We start from the raw sequence: 19,591 nt of genomic DNA, 5'->3' as shown, positions 1-19,591 counted from the left end.
GGCATGCGGAACGTCCAAAGATTGAGGCACATCGTACCGGGTTCACGTTATTCATGTTGCGGGTCTGGACCAGGGATGCGGCTCGCGCGGACCGCTGAGCAAAAGGATCCACAAGCAGAACCTGAACAGGTGAAACGCACCGTGAAGACGGCCCTCACCACGTCACCCCTAACGGCCGATAGCATGTTGGCAGCCCCGCCACTGCCTCTCTTCCATGATCCGACGCCAGTTCCTGACCCGCGCTGCCGGCACCTTGGCCGCCCTCGGCCTGCCCCCTGCCTTGCTGTTGTCCCCATCGGCCTTGGCCGCCACGGGCAAGCGGCATCTGGTGTTCGGCCCGGCCCAGCCCTTCGACTACGCCAGCCTCAAGGGCCAGGCGCGTGCCCTGGCGTCCAAGCCCTACCACGTGCATGGCGGTCCGCTGCCTCCCGCGCTGGAAGGGCTGACCTGGGACCAGTACCAGGCGATTCGTTACCGCAAGGACCATGCGCTGTGGGCCGGCCAGGACGACGCGTTCCTGGCCCAGTTCTTCCACATGGGCCTGTATTTCAAGAAGCCGGTGACCATGCACGAGGTCGCCGACGGCCAGGCCCGGGAGATCAAGTACAACCCCGGCATGTTCGACTACGGCAGCAGCGGCCTGGCCAAGGCCAAGCTGCCCGACTCGCTCGGATTCGCCGGCTTCCGTCTGAACACCAAGGCCGACCCGGACCGCGACTTCGCCGCCTTCCTGGGCGCGAGCTACTTCCGCGCGGTCGGCAAGGAGGGCCAGTACGGCCAGTCCGCACGCGGCCTGGCGATCGACACAGGCATGGGCAAGCCGGAGGAATTCCCGGACTTCGTGGCCTATTACCTGGAGCGCCCCGATCCGGGCCAGGACACGCTGGTGATCTACGGCCTGCTGGATTCGCCCAGCGTCGCCGGCGCCTATCGCTTCGCGCTGACCCCCGGTGAGCCGCTGCTGATGGACATCGACTGCGCCTTGTACCCGCGCACGACCATCGAGCGCATGGGCCTGGGCCCGTGCACCAGCATGTACCAGGCCGGCGAAAACGACCGCCGTATGGCCTGGGACTGGCGCCCGGAGATCCACGACACCGATGGCCTGGCCCTGCATACCGGCAGCGGCGAATGGATCTGGCGTCCGCTGACCAATCCGCCACAGCTGCGCTTCAACGCCTTTGCCGACAACAATCCCAAGGGCTTCGGCCTGCTCCAGCGCGACCGCGACTTCGACCATTACCAGGACGACGGGGTGTTCTACGAGAAGCGCCCCTGCCTGTGGGTGGAACCCAAGGCCGGCTGGGGGGAGGGCTCGGTCCAGCTGATCGAGATCCCCACGGTGGACGAGACCTTCGACAACATCGTGGCGTTCTGGAACCCCAAGGACAAACCGCAGGCCGGCCAGGAACTGCTGTACGGCTACAAGCTCTACTGGGGCTCGGCGGCGCCCAGCACCCCGACCGACGCGATCTGCGTGGCCAGCCGGACCGGCCTGGGCGGCGTGGTCGGGCAGAAGCGCAAGACCTGGTCGCAGCGCTTCGCGGTGGATTTCAAGGGCGGCAAGCTGGCCGCCCTGGAGGCGGCCAACGCCGAGGTCACCCCCGAGCTGCAGATCAGCGGCGGCCGCCTGGAGACCGTCTCCTGCCGTCCGCTGCACGAGATCCACGGCTACCGGGTGATGTTCGACGTGGTGCCTGACAAAACGGACAGCAGCCAGATCGACCTGCGCCTGTACCTGAAGAACGATCAGGGTGCCCTGAGCGAAACCTGGCTGTATCAGTTCAGTCCGCCACCGGAAGCCGAACGCAAGCTCTACTGAGGACGCCTCGGGACGGCGTGTCCACACCGTGATATCGACCCATGCACGGCCTGCGTCCTGTCCGGGCCGGTTGTTGCGTTGTAACGCGGTGTAGCCGTACAGGGGATTGCTCCTGGTCATCGAGGCGTTCGACTTCCGCGTGAGCGTTGCGTTTGCGGGGAAGACAGCGACGACCGGTAACATCGGCTACATCGCGGGCCGTCCGCAGGCATATCGCGGCCGGTGATCCACAACAGGGGATGACATCGATCGCGCCGGGTGCGCGGGCGCGTACTCCCGTGATGCGGAAGCGTGTTACGTCAAACATCCCCAGCCCGGCGAGGGACTTGGATATGGCCGACCGGTCTGTCTTGCTGTCTTCCAACTACAACGCGTGGCCCGAGCCCTTCAACGGGCAGGCATTCGCATTTCTCAACGTCATCGCCCAGGTGGAGGATGCGGACGTCCTCGTGCCCGAGCCTTCGGCGCATGCCGCCGGGCGCGGGGTCAACCCGAGCATGGGCTACCTGTGGAACGAGTTGCGCCACCGGGTGGTGTCACAGTCGTGGCGGCGACTGGGGCAACCCGGGTTCTCCAATGCGCAGGCCGTCACCGTCGAGCGCGACTACGATGTCTTCCTCTACGCGTGCCAGTTCCCCAATGAGCTGACCGCGTTGCGCAAGCTGCGCGGCTGGCGCCAGCGCTGCGACAAGGCCTATGCCTATCTGCTGGAAGGCTGGCCCGAGCGCTTCCCCCACCAGGCCGCCGAACTGCGCATGCTGGATCAGTTCGACCACGTGTTCGTGCTCAATGCCGAAAGCATCCCGGCACTGCAGCGCTACACCTCCACGCCGATCTCGTTCCTGCCCAGCGCGTGCGACACGCTGCTGGCCTGCCCCTATCCGGAAGCTCCGCCGCGCAGCATCGATGTATTGAGCATTGGCCGACGCATGCCCGAGCTGCACACCAAGCTCAGCGCGCTGGCCGCCCAGGACGGCAACTTCTTCTACGTCCACGACACCCTGCGTGCGGCGTCGGTCGCCGACTGGGCCGAGCATCGCAGCCAGACCGCGGCGATGATCAAGCGCGCCAAGTACTTCATCGCCTACGACTTCACGGTGGACACCTTTGGCGTGTTCAAGGGCGTGCGCAAGAACGCGCTGGCCACGCGGTACTTCGAAGGCACCGCCGGCGGGGCCGTCGTCCTGGGTTCGGCCCAGCACTGCCTGGAGTTCGCCCATCACTTCGACTGGCCCGACGCGGTCATCGAGCTGCCACCAGAGACGGCCGACATCGGCGCATTCCTCAACGACCTGGGCGGGCAGACCGCGCGCCTCGAGCGCGCCCGCGCGATGAACGTCAGCCAAAACCTGCGTCGGCACGACTGGGCCCATCGCTGGGGGCAGCTGCTCGACACCGTCGGTCTGGCGCGCAGCCCGCGCCTGCAGCAACGCATTGATCGCCTGGCCCACATGGCCGGGATGGTGGACCTCGCCCACGGGGCACCGCTGGTGCGGAGGCACGACGTCACCGCCTGACTGATCGGCAGGACCCAACCCATCCGGCGGCGGGAGGGCCGCCATCACCCCTTGCGCGCATCGTTTCCGGTGCGCGCAGGAAGCATGCAGCCGGCCCTCCGGCGAAGGACGAAGCGCGCGATGCGAAAGGCATATCCATGAAGGCCGTCATCCTGGCCGGCGGCCTGGGCACCCGGATCTCCGAGGAAACCTCGGTCAGACCCAAGCCGATGGTGGAGATCGGCGGCATGCCGGTCCTCTGGCACATCATGAAGATCTACAGCCATCACGGCATCAACGACTTCGTCGTGTGCCTGGGCTACCGGGGCGAGGTCATCAAGGACTTCTTCATCAATTACCACCTGATGCATTCGGACATCACCTGCGACCTGTCCACCAACACCACCACCCTGCACAATTCGCGCGCAGAACCCTGGCGGGTGACGCTGGTGGATACCGGTCCGGCCACCATGACCGGCGGTCGTCTCAAGCGTGTCATGCCCTACCTGCAGGATGAGGAGGCGTTCTGCCTGACCTATGGCGATGGCGTCTCCGACGTGGACATCGGCGCGGGCATCGCGCTGCACCGGCGTGAAGGACGCCTGGCGACGGTGACCGCGGTGCAGCCGCCGGGCCGCTTCGGCGCCCTGCACGTGGAAGGCGATGCGGTCACCGGCTTTCGCGAGAAACCCGCCGATGGCGATGGCCTGATCAACGGCGGTTTCTTCGTCCTCTCCCCCAAGGTGGTCGATTTCATCGACGGCGACGACTCGGTCTGGGAAAACGCGCCGCTGGAACGTCTGGTCGCCCAGCGCCAGCTCAGCGTCTACCGGCACACCGGCTTCTGGCAGCCGATGGACACCTTGCGCGACAAGAACTACCTCAACGACCTGTGGACCACCAACAAGGCGCCCTGGCGCGTCTGGGAATGAAGACGATGCGTATCCTGATCACCGGCAACATGGGCTATATCGGCCCGGTCCTGGCCCGCCACCTGCGCCAGCGTTTCCCCGAGGCTTACCTGGTCGGCGTGGACCGCGGCTGGTTCGCGCACTGCCTGTCGGACAAGCGCGGCCTGCCCGAGGTCGTCCTGGACGAACAGTGGTTCCGCGACGTGCGCGACCTGACCGCGAAGGACCTGACCGGTTTCGACGCGGTCGTGCATCTGGCCGCGGTGTCCAACGACGCGATGGGCAAGCGGTTCGAGATCGTCACCGACCAGATCAACTGCAAGGCCAGCCTGTCGGTCGCCCAGGCCGCTGCCGAGGCGGGGGTGAAGCACTTCGTGTTCGCCTCCAGCTGTAGCGTCTACGGCGCCGCCGCCGACGGCACGCCGCGCTCCGAAACCAGCGGCATCGCCCCGCTGACCGCCTACGCGCACTCCAAGATCGATACCGAGACCGGCCTGGCGGCGATGGACACCGACATGGTGATCACCGCGCTGCGCTTCGCCACCGCCTGCGGCGCCTCGCCGCGCCTGCGCCTGGACCTGGTGCTCAACGACTTCGTCGCCGGCGCGGTGGCCAGCGGCAAGGTCGAGGTGCTCTCCGATGGCACGCCGTGGCGCCCGCTGATCCACGTGCGCGACATGTCGCGCGCCATCGAGTGGGCGATCCAGCGCCCGGCCGACAATGGCGGCCGCTACCTGTTCGTCAATGCCGGCTCGGACCGCTGGAACGTGCAGATCCGCGACCTGGCCCAGGCCGTGGGCGTGGCGATCCCGACCGCAGAGGTGTCCATCTCCACCAACGCACCAGCCGATAACCGCTCCTACCGCGTGGACTTCACCCTGTTCGAGCAGCTGGCGCCCGAGCACCAGCCGATCGAAACGCTGGAAGGCACCATCGCCGAGCTGCGCGACGAGCTGCAGCGCACCGCCTTTTCCGACCGCAACTTCCGCCAGAGCGGCTTCATCCGCCTGCGCATCCTGGAAGGGCTGGTCGACAGTGGGGTGCTGGCCGCAGACCTGCGGGCCGCCGCATGAAGTTCCACGAAACCCCGCTCAAGGGCGCCTATGTCATCGAGCCGGAAAAGCGCGGCGACGACCGCGGCTGGTTTGCCCGGGTGTTCTGCGAAAAGGAAATGGCCGCAGCCGGCCTGGTCGATCGCTTTGTCCAGGTCAACAACTCCTACAACGCCGAAGTCGGCACGCTGCGCGGCATGCATTACCAGCTGCCCCCGGCACCGGAGGTCAAGATCGTGCGTTGTGTGCGCGGCGCGCTGTGGGATTGCATCGTCGACCTGCGTCCGGACTCGTCCACGTACCGCAAGTGGCACGGCGTGGAACTGACCGCGGAGAACCGCCTGGCCTATTACGTGCCGCGCGGCTTCGCCCATGGCTTTGTGACCCTGGCGCCGGACACCGAGGCGTTCTACCTGGCAAGCGCGTTCTACGAGCCGAGCGCCGAGCGCGGCCTGCGCTGGAACGATCCGACCTTCGACATCCAGTGGCCGGCCGAAGGAAAGATCATTTCCGACAAGGACGCCACGTGGCCGGACTTCGATCCGGACTTCCACGGCGTCGAGCAGCTGCGCGGCCTGTGAACCCCCATATCCCAGCATTGAGGACAACCCCATGGTGATCGACCGCCTGCTCCGCGAGCGCCAGGCCGCCGGCATGCCCATCCGCGTCGGGCTGTATGGCGCGGGCTTCATGGCCAAGGGCATCGTCAACCAGATCGTGCACTCGGTGCCCGGCATGGTCCTGTCGGTGATCTGCAACCGCAACGTGGACAAGGCCATGGCGGCCTATGCCCTGGCCGGCGTCCAGGCCCAGGTGGTCGACACCGGTCGCGCCCTGTCCCAGGCCATCGCCAGCGGCACCGCCGTGGTCACCGATGACCCGGCGCTGCTCTACGAATGCGACGACCTGGACTGCCTGATCGACGCCACCGGCGCGGTCGAGTATGGCGCCCACATCTCGCTGGCCGCCATCGCCCACGGCCGCGACATGGTCACGATGAACGCCGAGCTGGATGGCACCGTCGGCCCGCTGCTGAAGAAGAAGGCCGATGCGGCCGGGGTGATCTTCACCGCCTGCGACGGCGACCAGCCCGGCGTGCAGATGAACCTGTTCCGCTTCGTCAAGTCCATCGGGCTCACGCCGCTGATGTGCGGCAACATCAAGGGCTTGCAGGACCCGTATCGCACGCCGACCACGCAGGCCGGCTTTGCCGCCAAGTGGGGCCAGGACCCGTACATGGTCACCAGCTTCGCCGACGGCACCAAGATCAGCTTCGAGCAGGCCATCGTCGCCAACGGCACTGGCATGTCCATCCTCAAGCGCGGCATGACCGGCTACGACCACCGCGAGCACGTGGACACGCTGACCAAGGTCTACGACGTGGACGCGCTCAAGGCCGTCGGCGGCGCGGTGGATTACGTGGTCGGCGCCCAGCCCGGGCCGGGCGTGTACGTGCTGGCCACGCACGACGACCCCAAGCAGCAGCACTACCTCAACCTGTACAAGCTGGGCGAAGGTCCGCTGTACAGCTTCTACACGCCCTACCACCTGTGCCACTTCGAAGTGCCGCTGTCGGTGGCGCGCGTGGTGTTGCTGCGCGACGCGGTGCTGCAGCCGCTGGACGGCCCGCTCGTGGAAGTGGTGGCCACCGCCAAGCGCGACCTGGCCGCCGGCGAGACCATCGATGCACTGGGCGGCCACCTGACCTACGGCCAGTGCGAGCGCGCCGATGTCACCGCCGCCGAGCAGCTGCTGCCGATGGGCGTGGCCGAGGGCTGCGTGCTCAAGCACGAGGTGGCCAAGGACCAGGTGCTCACCTACGCCGATGTCGAACTGCCGCACGGACGCCTGATCGACCGCCTGCGGACCGAGCAGGCCAACGCCTTCTCCACCACCGCGGCAGGCGCGACGGCCTGAACTGCTATCCAGGTGCCGGGCCGCACCGCGGTCCGCGCACTTCCCCGTGTGGATGCCGCAAGGCGCGGCCCGCGTCGCTCCGATGGGCGGTGCGGGGCGACGAAGGATCGCTCGTAATGGCGAAGGCAATGGCCACCCGCCTGCTTGAGCCTGTCCAACAGCAGGCCTCCATGCTGGGCCAACGACGATCACGAGATCGTCGGCGAGCGGAACACACGCACCGGAATCGATCGGACGCGCCGGATCCATGAGAGGCCGCCCGAAATCGACGTGACAAGGCCCCGCGTGTGCCTGTCTCCGCCTTTTTCTGCAGGACAAGGCGAGAGCGCATGGCGCGCAGGGAACGCGTCAGCGCACCACCAGCACCGGGATCTTGCTGCGGATCAGGACTTCGGCACTCTGGCTGCCCAGCAGCACCCGGGTCAGGCCGCGACGGCCGTGCGAGGCCATGACGATCAACTCGGCCCGGCGTTCGTCGGCGGTCTCCAGGATGCCGTCGGCGGCGAAGCGGTCCAGGACGTGGACCGGCTCGGCTTCGACCTCCAGTTCCGCGGCGCGGTCCAGGCACGGCTGGAGGATCGCGTTGGCGGCCTGCTCGCGCTCGGCACGGTACTCCGGTCCCGATTCATAGCCCACCGCCCAGCCCTGGATATCGGCCATGCCGCTGGCCCACGGCTCGGAGACGGTGAGGAGGTCGACCTTGGACCCCAGCTGGGCGGCCAGCATCAGGCCCTGCTCCAGCCCCCGCAGGGACAGTTCCGAGCCATCGATGGCAATCAGGATGCGTGCGTACATGGTGTGCTCCCAGGGCGTTGAGGCCATTATTGGACGCCTGCGGACCTGCACCTACCTTGATCCTGATCAAACCCGCTGACGTCCCGTGGGAGCCGCCATGGCGGCGATGGCGCTTTACCGATGAAGCCCTTCGCCGCTTTGGCGGCTCCCACAACCGCCTTGCCAAAGCCGCTGGCGGTCGGGCTTATCGCGGGGTGAGGTTGGCGTAGGCCAGCACCAGCCACTTGGCGCCCTCGTCGAACTGCACCTGCACCCGCGCGTGGGCGCCGGCGCCCTCGTAATCGACGACCACGCCCAGGCCGAACTTGGGGTGGGACACATTGGCGCCGAGCTTCATGGCCGGCGTCTCGATCGGCGCATGGCCCACGCCGCCACGCGCCGCGCCCAGCGAGGCCGGACGCGAGACCTGCACCTTGGGCCGCACTTCGTTGAGCAGCTCGCGCGGGATCTCGCGCAGGAAGCGCGAAGGCACGTTGTAGTTGTCCATGCCGTGGATGCGGCGCGACTCGGCATAGGCCAGCACCAGCTTCTGCCGCGCACGGGTGATGCCCACGTAGGCCAGGCGGCGCTCTTCCTCCAGCTTGCCCGGCTCCTCGACCGAGCGCGCACTCGGGAACAAGCCGTCCTCCAGCCCCACCAGGAACACCAGCGGGAACTCCAGGCCCTTGGCCGAATGCAGCGTCATCAGCTGCACGCCGTCCTCGCCGGCCTGGGCCTGGCCTTCGCCAGCCTCCAGCGCGGCGTAGGACAGAAAGGCGACCAGCTCGTTCATGCTCTCGGCCGCATCGGGCGTGTCGTCCAGTTCCAGCGGGTTGACCTCGGCCCGGGCGAAGCGCGAGGCCACCGAGACCAGTTCATCCAGGTTTTCGGTGCGCGAATCCGAATCCAGGCCGCCCTTGCTTTCCTTGGCCCAGTGTTCGCGCAGCGCCGAGCGCGCCAGCACGTGGTCGATCTTTTCCTTCAGGTCCAGCTCCGCCGTTTCGGCATTGAGCTGATCGATGAGCTCGACGAACGCCGCCAGCGCATTGCGCGCGCGCCCGGCCAGGGTGCCACCTTGCGCGCATTGGCGCGCAGCATCCCACAGCGACAGCGCGGCGCCGCGCGCGCAGCGGCGGACCTCGTCCAGGGTGCGCTCGCCGATGCCGCGTGGCGGGGTGTTGACCGCGCGCTCGAAGGCCGCATCGTCGGCGCGATTGGATACCAGGCGCAGGTAGGCCAGCGCGTCCTTGATTTCCGCGCGCTCGAAGAAGCGCATGCCGCCATACACGCGGTACGGCACCTGCTCGGCCAGCAGCGACTCTTCCAATGCGCGCGACTGCGCGTTGCTGCGGTAGAGCACCGCGACCTCGCCGTAGCTGCCGCCCTCGCGCACCCACTGGCGCGCGCGCTCGACCACGTAACGCGCCTCGTCGACCTCGTTGTAGGCCGCATAGACATCGATCGGATCACCCTGGCCGGCGTCGGTCCACAGCTCCTTGCCGATGCGGTCGGGGTTGTGCGCGATCACCGCGTTGGCCGCGCCCAGGATGTTGGCGGTGGAGCGGTAGTTCTGTTCCAGGCGGATGGTCTGCGCGCCGGGGAAATCCTTGAGGAAGCGCTGCACGTTCTCGACCTTCGCGCCACGCCAGCCGTAGATGGCCTGGTCGTCGTCGCCGACCACGAACACATGCCCGGTGTCGCCGGCCAGCAGGCGGATGAAGCCGTACTGGATGGCGTTGGTGTCCTGGAATTCGTCCACCAGCAGCTCGCCGAAACGATGCCGGTAGTGGGCCAGCAGCGCCGGGGTGTCGCGCAGCAGCTCGTGCGCGCGCAGCAGCAGCTCGGCGAAATCGACCAGCCCGGCGCGGTCGCAGCGGGCCTGGTACTCGGTATAGGCCGCGACCATGGCGCTCAGCCATTCGTCGCGCCCCTCTGGCTGGATGTGCTCGGGACGGCGGCCCTCGTCCTTTTGCTGGTTGATCCACCAGGCGATCTGGCGCGGCGGATATTTGCCATCGTCCAGCTCCAGCGCCTGGGCCACGCGCTTGACCAGGCGCTGCTGGTCGTCCGAGTCCAGCACCTGGAAGCCCTCGGGCAGGCGCGCCTCATTGAAGTGCAGGCGCAGCAGGCGGTGGGCCAGGCCGTGGAAGGTGCCGATCCACATGCCTCGGCCACCGTTGCGCAGCTGCGCATCGGTGCGCTGGCGCATTTCGGCCGCGGCCTTGTTGGTGAAGGTCACCGCCAGGATGCCGTGCGTGGGCACCCCGTGGACCTCGTTGAGCCAGGCGATGCGGTGGGTGAGCACCCGCGTCTTGCCCGAGCCGGCGCCGGCCAGCACCAGGTAATGCCCGGAAGGGGCGGAAACGGCCTCGCGCTGGGCCGGGTTCAGATCGTCGAGCAGGTGGGAGACATCCATTGCCGACCCATTCTACCGGGCCTGTCCAGCCCGGCCGTCCTAGCGGGGCGCCGACCCGCTAGGGCCGGACCGGCGGGGCCGCCGGACAGTAGCGCCGCAGGTAGTCCATGTGCGCCGGCAGCCTCGCGGTCACCTCATCGACATGGCGCTGGATCGCGCCCAGAAAGTGCCCCAGTTCCGCATCGCCCATCAGGTCCGGCGCCGGGTGACGCTGGCGCGGTACGATGCCCTGCCCGAGCATCACCTGGATCCACGAGTTCTCCGCGAACAGCTCGCCGGGGACGTGGAAGACCGTCCCGGTCTCGCGAAACAGGTCGATGCGATGCTGCAGCGTGCCGGGCAAGGGCATGTTGGCCACATAGTCCCAGTACGGCGTGTCGCGACGCTCGGTGGCGTGGTAGTGGAGCACGACGAAATCCCGCACATGGGTCAGCTCGCTGTCGAGCTGGGCGTTGTATTCGTCGATGGCGACCTGGCGGATCACCTGCGGGAAGGAGCGCAGCAGGTTGACGATGCCGCGCTGGATCAGATGGATCGTGGTCGATTCCAGGGGTTCGATGAAACTGCCGGACAGCCCGATGGCCACGCAGTTCTTCTCCCAGCAGCGCAATCGCCGCCCGGGGCGGAAGCGCACCGGGAAGGGCTCCTTGATCACCTCGCCCTCGACACTGGCCAGGAACTCGGCCTTGGCCTGTTCATCGTCCAGGTGCGCGCTGGAATACACGATGCCGTTGCCGACCCGGTGCTGCAGCGGGATGCGCCATTGCCAGCCAGCCTTGCCGGCGATGGCCCGCGTATAAGGCACCGCGTCGCGCACGGCCGTGGTCTGCATCGCGATGGCACGATCGTTGAGCAACCAGTGCGACCAATCCTCGAAGCCCACCCCCAGGGTCTGCCCGATCAACAGCGCGCGGAAGCCGGTGCAATCGATGAACAGATCGCCTTCGATCACCTCGCCGCGCTCCAGGCGCAGCGCGGTGATGAAGCCACTGTCCGGGTCGGTCAGCACTTCGGTGATCCTGCCTTCGACCCGACGGCCGCCGTGGGCCTGACTGAACGCCCGCAGGAAACCCGCGTAAAGCCCGGCATCCAGGTGGTAGGCATAGTTCAGCGGCTGCCCGTTCACGTGTGCGAAGCGGTCGGCCAGCGCGGCCTTCAGCTCGATACAGTAATCCTCGTAGGGACCGGCCAGCCCCCGCTCGCGCCCCTTGAGCCAGAAGTGCTGGAAACCGGCGCTCCAGTGATCCTTGCCGGTGGAGCCGAAGGAATGGATGTAGCGGTCTTGCCCGGTCTTCCAGCCCTCGAAGGAGATGCCCAGCTTGATGGTGCCCTGGGCGGCGGCCATGAACTGGCGTTCATCGATATCGAGCAGTCGATGGAAGGTGGCCAGCGAGGGAATCGTCGCCTCGCCCACGCCGACCGTCCCGATCTCCTCGGATTCGACCAGGGTCACCTGCACATGCTTGCCGAGAATGCGCGAGATCGCCGCGGCGGCCATCCATCCGGCGGTGCCGCCCCCGGCAATGACCACGCGCCTGATCGGCTGGTCCATCGATGTCTCGGTCATGCGGAAAGGGTCTCCCGGCCCTAGCGATTGAGTCGCTGCAGCAGGCGTGCGCGCAGCTCGCGGGCACGCGCCTCGTCCATCGGCGCCAGTGCGCCGCGGGCGCCCTCGGCGATGTGGGCCACGGTCTGGGCATCGGCATCGAACACGTAGTGCCGGAACACCTCGCGCCAGTGCTCGCGCTCGTGCGCCGGCAGGTCGCGGATGCTCAGCAGGGCCAGCATCAGCGCGTTCATCGGCGAATCCATGTACGCCGGCGTGCGCCGCCACCAGTAGTTGACCAGGACGTTGAACGGCTCCAGGCCTTCCATGTGGTGCCACCACAGCGAGGGGATCAGCACTGCATCGCCCGGCTCCAGCACCGCCACCTGGGCATGGCGCGCGGCTTCGGCAAAGCGCGGATGGGCCTGCAGGTCGGGGTGGGCGAAGTCGACCAGGCTGACCGCCTGGCCCGCCGGCGTGCGATCCAGCGGACCGATATACAGATTGGCCAACTGCTCGGGCGGGAACAGCGTCACCCTGCGTCGCCCGGCCACGACGCAGGCGATGTTGTCCGGTACGTCCTGGTGGGCCGCAATTCGGGTGCGGTTGCCGATCCAGATGCTGGCCAGCGGGGTATTGGGCCCCAGGTCCAGGTCGTTCTCGGCACGGAAGCCCGGCAACCAGGTGTCGATGGTGGTCGAACCCACGTAAATCGCCGGCGGGGCGGCCTCGTCCAGGTAACGCAGCAGCGTGTCGAGCACCACCGGGAGCGGCACCCGCTCGGACCGGAAATTGAAGCCCTGCTGGCCCTCGGCATAGAAGAACCGCCCCTGCGATTCAGGCGCGGCGACCGTGGCCACCACCGGTTCAGCGCGGGCGAAGCGGCGCACGTAGTCCACCGCCTCCCGTGCCGAGGCCGCGCCAGCACGGGCCATCGGCCAGTCGGCGACCAGCCCGCGCAGCACCACCGGCTGGGTGGACGCCAGCAGCGTCGCGTCCAGGGTGTCCGGGCGCAGGCCACGGCGCTCGGCGATGGCTTCAGCGTGCTCCAGCATGCGCCTGCTCGAGGCGGCCGATCAGGTCGCGAAAATGGGACAGCGAGGCGATCGCCATATAGATCGGCTCGAGGGCGCCGACCTGGGCCAGCGCCTGCAGGGCTTCGGGCGGCAGCGCGCGCAGGCGTTCCTCTGCGATGGTGTAGCAGCCGGTCAGCTGCACGTGCGCGCCGCCGGTCAAGCGCACATCGAGGGTGAAAGGCTCCAGCAGTTCGTGCTGCAACAGCAGGGCTATGAAGCCCTCGGTGGTGCCCATCCCTTCGTGCAGGGCCCGCAGCAACGAGGCCATGCGCTCGAGCAGTGCGGTGTAACCGCCATGTTCAAGGAACAACGCCTCGCCCGAGGGCACCACCCGCGGATGATCCAGGTCGACGTGCAGCATCGGCTCACCGCTGGCGTCCTGGCCGATCAGGAACGGCTGGCGTTCGATGGCCATTGGCAGGTAGTGCGCGTCCCAGCCGTCCTCGCGCAGGAACAGGTTCTGCCCCGGCTCCAGCCCCAGCAGCGCCAGCGGCAGGAAGCGCCCCTGCGGGTCCTTCTTGAAGACGATCGGGTAATAGGCCTGCAGCGCGCGGAACTCCCCGGGGAAGGTGAGCGCCGACATGACCTCGTCCCCCCAGCCGGGCCCACGCGCGGTGGACACGCGCAGGTCGCGATGGTCGAGGTTGTTGAGCAGCACAGGTTGCGACATCGGCATTCTCGAATCTAAAGACGGGGCAGGCCATGGGCCTTGATGTGTTCGACCAGCGCGCGGTGCGCCGGCAGCGCGGGCAGCATGCGCCTGGACAGTGCGGCGACCTCCTCGAACCGCGCCTGGGCCTGCGCGGGGTCCTCGGTCCTGCGCGCCGGGCGCGGCTGCGGCCGCACGCCCATCCCGTACAGGATGTACTGCCAACTGGCCGAGGGAAAGATCTCCTCGCTGCGCGGGAAATCCGCGCGCGATGGCGGCTGGTGACGCCACAACTGCAATCGCTCGCGCAGCGCCTGCGGCACGCTGTCCTGCGCCCGATGCGCCTGCCAGTACGGGGTGTCGCGGCGACTGAGCAGGTAGTGCAGCTTGAGAAATTCGACCACCCGCTGCCAGCGCTCGGCAAAGGTGTGATTGAAGCGCGCCGCCAGCAGATCCATGTCGGCACGGTCGGTCGGCATCTCCTCGGCCAGGCGCGCGGCCGCCAGTTCGACCAGGACCAGGGCCGAGGCCTCCAGTGGCTCGACGAAGCCCGCAGCCAGGCCGATGGCCACGCAGTTGCGATGCCAGGGCGTGCGCCGATAGCCGGGTTGCAGGTCGATGCGCCGCGCCGCCGGCAGCTGGTGCGCCGGCGCTCCCCCGCTGGCGGCGATGTAGGCGTGCAGCTCGGCCTCGGCCTGATCATCAGAGATGAACGCACTGGCATAGACATGGCCCACGCCACGTCGCGCCGACAGGCCGATATCCCAGATCCAGCCGGCGGACTGCGCCGTGGCCCGGGTCTGGCACGCGATGGGGGTGTCGGCGGCCGCATAGGGAACCTGCAGCGCCAGCGCACGATCATTGAACAGCGCCTCATCCACCGGCGTGGTCGGAATGCCGTAATGCGCGCCGATCAACAGCGCACGCATCCCGGTGCAGTCGACGAACAGGTCTCCGCCGATGGCGGGTTGATCGCGCACGCGCAGCACCGCGATGTCGCCGTTGTCGTGCGTCTCGATGCCCTCCATGTGCCCCACCACGTGGCGCACGCCCAGTCGATCGACGCAGTGCGCCCGCAGGAAGCCGCCAAGCGCAGTGGCATCCAGGTGATAGGCATAGTTGGCGACCGCCGCGTACTCGGGCGTGGCGAACTGCTTGGGCCCCCGTCCGGCGTCGCACAGATGCGGCTGCACGCTGGCCAGATGCGCGAACGAGGCCTCGTCCCCACGCGCGGCCCACGTTGCGCCCAGCTGGACCTCCCCAAAGCCTTGCGGCAGGGAAAAGGGATGGCTGTAGCGATCCTGCGGCCGTCCATCGACCCAACCGATGAACTGCGACCCCTGCTTGAAGGTGGCATCGCAGGTGCGCACGAACTCGGCCTCGCCCACGCCGATGCGGCGCAGGGTGTCACGCATCGTCGGCCAGGTCCCCTCGCCCACGCCGATGGCCGGCACGTCGGGCGACTCGACGACGGTCACCCGCAGGGTGGGACCATTGCGGTCGCGATGCTCGGCGGCGATCACACCCGCGGTCAGCCAGCCGGCGGACCCGCCGCCGACGATCACCACCTCGCGCACTGCTTCACCCGCCACACCGACTCCCGATCCACGTGTTGCCCCAAACGAGAAGGCCGCTGATCGCCAGCGGCCTCCCCATGCTGCGCCACCGAGGCGACGCAGCCCATCCCACCTTTGGATCAGAACTTGTAGCGCACGCCGAACATGTAGCGCGGGCCGTACTGCTCCAGCGAATACAGCTGCTTGCTGTTGCGGCCGTGCACGCGGTAGTCCTGGTCGGTGAGGTTGATGCCTTCCAGCGACAGCGACAGGTGGTCGTTGACCTGGTAGCTGACGTTCATGTCGAGCTGACCATAGGGTTCGACGTACAGCGGGTTGTTGCCCTTGCCGTCGCCCAGCCCGCTGAGGAACTCGTCACGCCAGTTGTACGCGGCGCGCACCTGCCACTGACCCTTGTCGTAGAAGGCCACGAAGTTGGCCGTATCGCTCAGACCGGTCAGCGCGAACTGGGTGCCGATCACGCCGTTGTTGTACGTCAGCCCCGAATCGACCTTGGTGTAGTTGGCCGCCAGACCGAAGCCGGTCTCTCCAAACACGTGCTGGACGCTGAGCTCCCACCCGTCCAGCTTGTCCGAGCGGTTGTTGACCGGCTTGGACAGGTTGAAATCCAGCACCGGATCGCCCGGCTGGCCGACGATGCTGCCCGCAGCCGCGTTCACGCCGGGATCGCCGTCGTGGTTGGCGAAGATGTAGTCGCGGATGCAGGGACGGTCGGTCTCGGCGCAGCCAGCGGCCACCGCTTCGTTCCAGTAGTCACCACCAGCCGGCGTGTACAGATCGGGGATCGGCGTCTCGCGCTGGGTCTGGCGCGCGATGAAGTTGTCGATCTTCTTGTAGAAGTAGCCCACCGACACGTAGCTGCCTTCGTCGTAGTACCACTCCCAGGACACGTCCAGGTTCTTGGACACCAGCGGCTTGAGCGCCGGGTTGCCCGAGCCACCGCTACCGCCGTCGTAACGGGCCGGGCTGCCCAGGCTCTGGGCGGCATTGAGGTCGCCCCAGTTCGGCCGACCAATGGTCTTGCCGGCGCTGAAGCGCAGCTTCATGTCGTCGGTCAGGTCCAGCGCCAGATCCAGGCTGGGCAGCCAGTAGCTGTAGTCGCCCTTGAGCGTGTAGAACTCGTTGCCTTCATAGATCAGGTTGAACTCGTTGGCACCGGCCCAGTTGACCGCCACCGGCGCCGGCTGCAATGCCGATGCGGTGACCTTGGTCTCCTCGTAGCGCATGCCGACATTCACGCTCAGCGGCAGGCCGACATCGAAGGTATTGCTCCATTCGACATAGGCGCTATGCGACTTCTCGCTCACGCGGCTGTCACCGACCGTCCGGCTGGCCGAACTGCCCGGCACCGCGGCGCCGGTGTAATCGGTGGACGCCAGGTAGTCCTCGGGCACGCCCAATCCGGCGTTGGTCCGGGCGTTGGCGGCCGCCTCGCGCATGGCTTCGAAGTCGAACAGGAAGAACGCGTCGGAGAAGTTCGGGCTGTTGGCGCCACTGTAGTCGAAGTAATCGCCCATGTGGGCCAACTGGAACAGTGAGTCGTCGTAGGCCTCGAAGCCGTAGGGATAAGGATAGTCCTCGCCAGCCGGCGGCGGCGGGACGTTGCCGCCCCAGGTGTCCAGCTGCACGTTGGTGAAGGCCGAGCGGTTCTTGTAGTCGGTGCTGCCCACGCCGAAGTTCAACGTGGAGTAGTTCTCGAAGTCGAACTTGCCGGAGATCTGGCCCTGCTTGATGGTGGCCTTCTGGTAGTCGTTGCGGAACACCGACCCGGTGGCCTGCATCAACGAAGGATCGATGGCGGTCATGCCTGGCGGCAGGTCCAACATCAGAACCGGGAAGTCGCCGCTCATGTCAAAGCCTGCGCCCTGGCGAAAGAAGCCGGCGGTGGACAGGGTATTGCTGGATCCGTACGGGCTGTCCGGGCGCGACTCGGCCGAGGAGTCGTGGTAGTCGAAGTTCAGGCTGAAGGCATCGTTGACCTGCCAGTCGACGTTGAAGCCCAGCGACTTGTTCTCGTGCACCACGGCGGTCTTGGAGGCGCCCATGGCCAGGTCCGAGCATCCCGGATCGATCGCACCGCTTGATGGATAGATCTTCGGCGTGCAGCCGTAGGTCTCGTGGTAGGACAGCGGCGAGGAGCCAGAACCGTCGGTCCATGCGCTTTGGTCGGGGGTGAAGTTGAACCACACCGACATGTCGTTGCGCATCGACTGGATCTTGTTTTCCGAGTACGTGTAGTCGAGCGTGGCGGTCAGGTTGTCGGTGGGCGCGAACTGGAAGGTCAGCTGCCCATTGGTGCGCTGACGATGCACGGCGTTGACCGAATACCCCAGGCTCTGCGGCATGGAGTAGACGTCATTGGGGCCGGGCCGGTTGGTGACATTGGGCGATGCGGCCAGCGCGGCGTTGGGACCGCCCACGCCATCGGCCTGCGGCGTATCGATATAGGCCTGCCAGCCGTTGCCCGAGGCCACCTCGGCGCGCGCCGAGCCGGACTCGCGCTCCTGACGGCTCAGGCTCAGCGAGACGCCGAAGCGATCATCGGCCCAGGTGTTGCTGAAGATGCCGGAAATTTCCGGCGTCACGCTCTGGCCCTTGTACTTACCGGGCAGGTCGTTGTCGGAGGTATCGATCACGCCCTTGGCACCGGCGCTGGCGTGGAAGCCAGGATTGTCCATCGGCCGAGCGGTCTTGATGTTGATGGTCGCGCCGATGCCGCCAACCGGCGTGCTGGCGCGGCTGGTCTTGTAGACCTCCACCGCCGACACCGACTCGGAGGCCAGGTCGGAGAACTCGAACGCACGGCCGCCGGTGGCGGTCGGCATCTGGCGGCCGTTGAGCAGCACCAGGTTGAAGTCCGGGCCGACGCCGCGCACGGTGACCTTGGAGCCCTCGCCGTTGCTGCGGTCGATGGACACACCGGAGATGCGCTGCAGCGACTCGGCCAGGTTGGTGTCGGGGAACTTGCCGATGTCCTCGGCGACGATGCCGTCGACCACGCCCAGCGAATCACGCTTGAGGTTGGCCGAAGACATCATGCTGCCGCGGATACCGACGACCTGCACGGTGTCCAGCTGGGTCGGATCGGTATTGGCGTTGGCGCTGGCATTACCGGGTGCAGCCTGATCGGCGGCGCTGATCGGCGTGTTGGTCGTATCGGCGGTCTGCGCGGCGGCCGGCGCGGACAGCGCGACCAGCAGGGCAGAGACGAGCAGCCGCTTGCGCGGCACAGGAATGTTGCGATTCATCGAGCTAGCCCTCCCCAGGGAAATTTTCGAACTGGTGTGGTCGTTCTTATGGCCCGGTGCACAAGCGCCTCAGCCTTAAGCGGGCGCAGTTATTGCAGAGCATGACAGCGTTGTCACACCGCACTGCAACAAGGACAAATGTGCGGCGGGCCGCACATTTTGCTCATCGTGCGTCGGGGCAATTGCGCCAAAGCCCGCCACCATGCGGGTTGGCGCATGCGCGCGTGGTAGGCGGTCTACGTGAGAAACCGGTTACATAAACGCAAAAATTTCGTGAGATTTTCCTTGCCCTCGCGTCCGTGGAGCCACGGCTGCACGCAATCTGCGCACACCTCTTCGTATGCTGGCGGGCAATCGCGCACGCGGCCTGCCCTGGCCCGGCGTGCCCTTCCCGCAGACCGGAGCACGTATGTTCGACCTTTACTACTGGCCGACCCCCAATGGCCACAAGATCACCCTGTTCCTGGAAGAAGCCGGACTGGACTACACGATCAAGCCGGTGGACATCGGCAAGGGGGACCAGTTCACCGCCGACTACCTGTCCATTTCGCCCAACAACAAGATGCCGGCCCTGGTCGACCATGCGCCGGCCGATGGCGGGGCGCCGCAGACGGTGTTCGAGTCCGGCGCGATCCTGCTGTACCTGGCCGAGAAGACCGGGCAGTTCCTTCCAACCGGGCCGCGCGCGCGCGTCGAGGTGCTGGAATGGCTGTTCTGGCAGGTCGCCGGGCTGGGCCCGATGCTCGGCCAGAACCACCACTTCAACCAGTACGCGCCGGAGAAGATCCCCTACGCGCAGGACCGCTATACCAACGAGACCCGGCGCCTGTATGGGGTGCTGGATAAGCGCCTGGACGGGCGTGACTTCATCGCCGGCGGGGCGTACTCGATCGCCGACATGGCCGCCTATCCGTGGATCGTCCCGCACGCCAAGCAGAAAATGGACCTGGCCGATTTCCCGAATGTGCAGCGCTGGTTCGATGCGATCACCGCGCGCCCGGCCACGGCCAAGGCCTACGCGCTGGGGCCGCAGGTCAATCCTGACCTGGGCCAGCCGCTAACCGAAGAACAGCGCCGGCACATGTTCGGCCAGCCGGCCAGGTAGAT

The 19,591-nt window shown here is 67.2% G+C and carries 14 protein-coding genes; 7 read left to right on the top strand and 7 right to left on the bottom strand.

Going from position 1 to position 19,591, the window contains the following annotated elements:
* Positions 1-214 precede the first annotated feature (214 nt).
* The 6 genes from PJ250_RS08985 to PJ250_RS08960 all read left to right on the top strand — a co-directional run bounded on the left by PJ250_RS08985 (position 215) and on the right by PJ250_RS08960 (position 7,198).
* Complete coding sequence (locus tag PJ250_RS08985; protein WP_271648239.1) at positions 215-1,822, top strand: OpgD/OpgG family glucan biosynthesis protein; 1,608 nt, start codon at positions 215-217, stop codon at positions 1,820-1,822.
* Positions 1,823-2,154: 332 nt separating this feature from the next.
* Entirely contained in the window at positions 2,155-3,339 is a 1,185-nt protein-coding gene (locus tag PJ250_RS08980; protein ID WP_271648238.1) for a CgeB family protein, read from the top strand.
* Positions 3,340-3,476: 137 nt separating this feature from the next.
* Positions 3,477-4,250 (top strand): glucose-1-phosphate cytidylyltransferase, encoded by a 774-nt coding sequence (gene rfbF, locus PJ250_RS08975; RefSeq protein WP_271648237.1) that lies wholly within the window; start codon positions 3,477-3,479, stop codon positions 4,248-4,250.
* 5 nt (positions 4,251-4,255) lie between these two features.
* Entirely contained in the window at positions 4,256-5,302 is a 1,047-nt protein-coding gene (locus PJ250_RS08970) for an NAD-dependent epimerase/dehydratase family protein (protein WP_271648236.1), read from the top strand.
* Complete coding sequence (rfbC, locus tag PJ250_RS08965) at positions 5,299-5,862, top strand: dTDP-4-dehydrorhamnose 3,5-epimerase (RefSeq protein WP_271648235.1); 564 nt, start codon at positions 5,299-5,301, stop codon at positions 5,860-5,862. The genes PJ250_RS08970 and rfbC overlap by 4 nt, the downstream gene beginning before the upstream one ends.
* Before the next feature lie 31 nt (positions 5,863-5,893).
* Complete coding sequence (locus tag PJ250_RS08960) at positions 5,894-7,198, top strand: NAD(P)H-dependent oxidoreductase (RefSeq protein WP_271648234.1); 1,305 nt, start codon at positions 5,894-5,896, stop codon at positions 7,196-7,198.
* Positions 7,199-7,546: 348 nt separating this feature from the next.
* Here PJ250_RS08960 and PJ250_RS08955 read toward each other — a convergent pair whose 3' ends face one another.
* The 7 genes from PJ250_RS08955 to PJ250_RS08925 all read right to left on the bottom strand — a co-directional run bounded on the left by PJ250_RS08955 (position 7,547) and on the right by PJ250_RS08925 (position 18,484).
* Positions 7,547-7,993 carry a universal stress protein gene (locus PJ250_RS08955; RefSeq protein WP_271648233.1) on the bottom strand — a complete coding sequence of 149 codons (447 nt, stop codon included), beginning with the start codon at positions 7,991-7,993 and terminating at the stop codon, positions 7,547-7,549.
* A gap of 184 nt (positions 7,994-8,177) precedes the next feature.
* Entirely contained in the window at positions 8,178-10,388 is a 2,211-nt protein-coding gene (uvrD, locus tag PJ250_RS08950; RefSeq protein WP_271648232.1) for a DNA helicase II, read from the bottom strand.
* Between the two features lie 58 nt (positions 10,389-10,446).
* Positions 10,447-11,955 (bottom strand): tryptophan halogenase family protein, encoded by a 1,509-nt coding sequence (locus PJ250_RS08945; protein WP_271648231.1) that lies wholly within the window; start codon positions 11,953-11,955, stop codon positions 10,447-10,449.
* Between the two features lie 20 nt (positions 11,956-11,975).
* The gene (locus PJ250_RS08940; protein WP_271648230.1) at positions 11,976-12,989 is read right to left on the bottom strand and encodes a cupin-like domain-containing protein; all 1,014 of its coding nucleotides are present in this window, start codon (positions 12,987-12,989) and stop codon (positions 11,976-11,978) included.
* Complete coding sequence (locus PJ250_RS08935) at positions 12,973-13,680, bottom strand: SapC family protein (protein ID WP_271648229.1); 708 nt, start codon at positions 13,678-13,680, stop codon at positions 12,973-12,975. Before PJ250_RS08935 ends, PJ250_RS08940 begins: the two co-directional genes overlap by 17 nt.
* A gap of 14 nt (positions 13,681-13,694) precedes the next feature.
* Positions 13,695-15,251 carry a tryptophan halogenase family protein gene (locus PJ250_RS08930; RefSeq protein WP_271648228.1) on the bottom strand — a complete coding sequence of 519 codons (1,557 nt, stop codon included), beginning with the start codon at positions 15,249-15,251 and terminating at the stop codon, positions 13,695-13,697.
* A gap of 104 nt (positions 15,252-15,355) precedes the next feature.
* Positions 15,356-18,484 (bottom strand): TonB-dependent receptor, encoded by a 3,129-nt coding sequence (locus tag PJ250_RS08925; protein WP_271648227.1) that lies wholly within the window; start codon positions 18,482-18,484, stop codon positions 15,356-15,358.
* A gap of 409 nt (positions 18,485-18,893) precedes the next feature.
* Here PJ250_RS08925 and PJ250_RS08920 point away from each other — a divergent pair, with 409 nt between their 5' ends.
* Entirely contained in the window at positions 18,894-19,589 is a 696-nt protein-coding gene (locus PJ250_RS08920) for a glutathione binding-like protein (RefSeq protein WP_271648226.1), read from the top strand.
* Positions 19,590-19,591: the final 2 nt, after the last annotated feature.

Origin of the sequence: Pseudoxanthomonas sp. JBR18 (assembly GCF_028198165.1) — a bacterium.
Classification (GTDB): domain Bacteria; phylum Pseudomonadota; class Gammaproteobacteria; order Xanthomonadales; family Xanthomonadaceae; genus Pseudoxanthomonas_A.
The sequence above is the reverse complement of the archived record's forward strand: the minus strand, read 5'-3'. Positions and strand labels throughout refer to the sequence as shown.